Annotated in this window: 3 protein-coding genes and 1 pseudogene; all 4 read left to right on the top strand. The window is 77.0% G+C overall.

Translation table 11 applies throughout. The features are described from left to right. Nucleotides 1-418: pseudogene (locus PYV61_RS22235) on the top strand (hypothetical protein); the annotation flags it as partial. 157 nt (nt 419-575) lie between these two features. Continuing rightward, on the top strand, nt 576-1,265 hold the full coding sequence (locus PYV61_RS22230; RefSeq protein WP_275835798.1) for an OmpA family protein: 690 nt from the start codon (nt 576-578) through the stop codon (nt 1,263-1,265). Nucleotides 1,266-1,350: 85 nt separating this feature from the next. Next, on the top strand, nt 1,351-2,295 hold the full coding sequence (locus PYV61_RS22225) for a hypothetical protein (RefSeq protein WP_275835796.1): 945 nt from the start codon (nt 1,351-1,353) through the stop codon (nt 2,293-2,295). Further along, complete coding sequence (fahA, locus tag PYV61_RS22220) at nt 2,292-3,647, top strand: fumarylacetoacetase (protein WP_275835793.1); 1,356 nt, start codon at nt 2,292-2,294, stop codon at nt 3,645-3,647. The genes PYV61_RS22225 and fahA overlap by 4 nt, the downstream gene beginning before the upstream one ends. Nucleotides 3,648-3,803 lie beyond the last annotated feature (156 nt).

The following is a 3,803-nucleotide window of genomic DNA, read 5'->3' as shown; positions in this document are numbered from 1 at the left end:
GGCGGAGGAGCCGGCCCCCACGACGGCCGTCGCCGAGGCGCCCGCGGACGTCGGGGAGTCGCAGCAGGACGCGGCGCCCGCGCCGGCGCCGGCGGAGACGCCGGCCCCGTCGCCGGAGCCGGAGCGGACGACGGCGGTCGGGGGACCGTCGCCGGACGCGGGGCAGGGGCAGGGGGAAGGGCAGGAGGAGGGGCGCGGCCGTCGCGGCCGCGGGGGGTGGATCGGGGTCGTGATCCGCGGGGGCGGCGTGGGAGACGTCGACCACTGCGAGCGCGACTTCCCGGGGCGGCGGCGCGGGGGCGGCATCATCGTCGACCGCCGGTATCCGGGGCTCCCGTCGGGCGGCTGGGGCGGCCCGATCGGGGGGCAGACGGGCACGATCCTGCGGCAGGTGGGGCAGGTCGCCCGTCGGTTCTGACGGAGGTGTGCGGTACGACACGCGGAGGCCCCGGACGGCGAGCTCGTCCGGGGCCTCCGTGCGTCGCGGCGGACCGGTCCGTGCAAACGTGGGGTAGGCAACAGGAGCGCGGGGCGGTCGAGGCCCCGGCGCCCTCACCCCGAGACCGGAGCATCACATGCACGCTACGAACGTCCGCCTGCGCCGATCGGCGCTGGTCCTGAGCGCCGCCGCGGTCGCCCTGTCGGGCACCGGCTGCGCGTCGCTGAACAACAAGGAGCGCGGCGCGATCATCGGCGCCGCCACGGGCGCCGCCGCGGGCGGGCTCGTCGGCCGGTCGAACGGCAGCACGTCGCGCGGCGCCATCATCGGCGCGGCGGTGGGCGGCGCGGCCGGCGCGATCATCGGCCACCAGATGGACCAGCGCGCCAAGCAGCTCGAGCAGAACATCCCGGGCGCGCGCGTCGAGCGCGTGGCCGAGGGGATCCTGGTGACGTTCGAGAGCGGGCTGCTGTTCGACTTCGACTCGGACGTGCTGCGCGACGCGGCGCGCACGAACCTCCGCGAGCTGGCGGCGAACTTCAGCCGCTACCCGGACACCGACCTGCTGGTGGTGGGGCACACCGACAGCCAGGGCGAGGACGCGTACAACCAGCGCCTGTCGGAGCGCCGCGCGGCGGCGGCGGCCACGTACCTGACGTCGCAGGGCGTGCCGCGGACGCGCATCCGCACGTCGGGGCGCGGCGAGGCGGAGCCGGTGGCGCAGAACGACAGCGACGCCAACCGCCAGGCGAACCGCCGCGTCGAGGTGGCGATCACGGCCAGCGAGGCGGCGAAGACGCAGGCGCAGCGGCAGGCGGGGAACTGACCGCGCTGCGGGGCAGCGGGACTGCGGAAGGGCCATGCGCGCTTCCGCAGCCCCGCTGCCCCGCAGGTCGTTATAGTTGTCCGCCATGTTCGCCCTCCGCGCGCTGCTCACGCACCTCGTCGACTACGCGGGGCTCTTCCCGCCCGCCGGTCTGGCGATGGGCCCCGCCGTGCGGAAGTACGCGGCGTACCGCGCCGGCGACGCGGCGTGGATGCTGGCGCGCTTCGTCGTGCCGGTGGCGCGGCTGGAGGAGTTCGAGGCCGCCGCGGGCGCGCTGCTCCCGTTCAACGCCGAGCCGCCCGACGCGCCCGAGCCGTGGCGCCTGAGCGCGCTCGTCGGCGCCGACGCGGCGGCCGACCTGCGCGCCGCCGTCGCGTTCAACGCGCGGCACGCCGAGGGGACGGAGCCGCTGCGCGAGGAGATCGACGCGCTGGAGGCGAAGGCGGCGTCGCCCGGCGACGTGGCGCGGCTCGCCGACGCGGCGCGCGACGCGGCGCTCGCCGACGCGGCGCTGTTCGTCGAGCTGCCGTGGGGTGCCGACGCGTCGGCGTACGCGCGCGCCGCGGCGGCCGCCGACGCGCGCCTCAAGCTGCGCACCGGCGGCGTGACGCCCGACGCCTTCCCGCCCGCCGCCGCGGTGCTCGACTTCCTCGCCGCGTGCGCGGCGCACGGCGTCGCGGCGAAGTGCACCGCCGGGCTGCACCACCCGCTGCGGGGCGAGCACGCGCTGACGTACGAGGACGGGTGCGCGCGCGGCACGATGTACGGCTTCGTCGGCGTGTTCCTCGCCGCCGCGCCGCTGCACGCCGGGCACGTCCCCGCGGCGGTCGCGCCGCTGCTCGAGGAGCGCGACCCGGGCGCGTTCGCGTTCGACGCGGCCGGCGCCGCGTGGCGCGGGCTGCGCGTCGACGCCGGGACCCTCGCCGACGCGCGCGTGCACCGCCTCGCCGCCTTCGGCTCCTGCTCCTTCGAGGAGCCCCTGCACGACCTCCAGGCGCTCGGCTGGTGGCCGGGCGCGACGCCGCCATGACCGACACGACCGACCCGTCGCTCGTCAGCTGGGTGGAGTCCGCGCACGACCCCGCGACGGACTTCCCGATCCAGAACCTCCCGTTCGGCGTCTTCCGCCGCGCCGGCACCGAGGAGGTGCCGCGCGTCGGCGTCGCCATCGGCGACCAGGTGCTCGACCTCTGCGCCTGCCTGGGCGAGGGGCTGATGGGCGACCTCGCCGACACGCCGGCGGCGCTCGCCTGCGCGTCGCCGTCGCTCAACCCGCTCATGGGGCTCGGCCGCGCGCAGTGGACGATGCTGCGCCGCCAGGTGAGCCGCGTGCTGCGCGCCGGGGGCACGCCCACGCGCTACGACCGCGAGCGCGCCGAGCGCATCCTGCTGCCGCAGGCGGAGGCCGAGCTGTTCGTGCCGGCGGAGATCGGCGACTACACCGACTTCTACGCGTCGATCGCGCACGCGACGCACGTCGGCGCGCTGTTCCGCCCCGACAACCCGCTGCTGCCGAACTACAAGTGGGTGCCGATCGGCTACCACGGGCGCGCGTCGAGCGTCGTGGCCAGCGGCACGCCGGTGCGCCGCCCGTCGGGGCAGCGGAAGGGCCCCGCCGACGACGCGCCGTCGTTCGGGCCGAGCCGCTCGCTCGACTACGAGCTGGAGATCGGCGCGTTCGTCGGGCCGGGGAACGCGCTCGGCACCCGCGTCGCCATCGACGAGGCCGAGGCGCACGTGTTCGGGCTCGTGCTCCTCAACGACTGGTCGGCGCGCGACCTCCAGGCGTGGGAGTACCAGCCGCTCGGGCCGTTCCTCGCCAAGAGCTTCGCGACGACGGTGTCGCCGTGGGTGGTGACGCTGGAGGCGCTCGAGCCGTTCCGCGTCCCCGCCGCGCCGCGCCCCGCCGGCGACCCGGCGCCGCTGCCCTACCTGACGTCGGTGGTCGACCAGGCGCGCGGCGGCTTCGCGATCACGGTCGAGGTGTGGCTCCGCACCGCGCGCATGCGCGAGGCGGGCGCGCCGGCGGTGCGCCTCACGCGCGGCGCGTTCGCCGACATGTACTGGACGGTCGCGCAGCTGCTCGCGCACCACGCCAGCAACGGGTGCAACCTGCGCCCGGGCGACCTGCTGGGGAGCGGCACGATCTCCGGCGAGCCGCGCGACGCGCGCGGCTGCCTGCTCGAGATCACCGCGCGCGGCGCCGAGCCGCTCGCCCTCCCGGGCGGCGAGACGCGCGCCTTCCTCGAGGACGGCGACGAGGTGATCCTGCGCGGCCTCTGCGAGCGCGACGGCGCGACGCGCATCGGGTTCGGGGAGTGCCGCGGGATCGTGACGGCCGCGGAGCGGAGCACGCCGGCGGGAGGGATGGCGACGATCTGAGCGGCGAGCGTCGAGCGTCGAGCGCGCTCCTCGCAGGGCGACCGTCGTCTCGCGGAAGCAGCCGCCTCCGCGGGCCCACCCGAGCGCCGGGCGCCGAGCGCCGAGCGGACTATCTCACTCGGCGCTCGGCGCAAGTCGGAGGCCAAGCGGTCTTAG

The sequence above is a fragment of the Roseisolibacter sp. H3M3-2 genome, from assembly GCF_029211165.1.
GTDB lineage: Bacteria > Gemmatimonadota > Gemmatimonadetes > Gemmatimonadales > Gemmatimonadaceae > Roseisolibacter.
The sequence above is the reverse complement of the archived record's forward strand: the minus strand, read 5'-3'. Positions and strand labels throughout refer to the sequence as shown.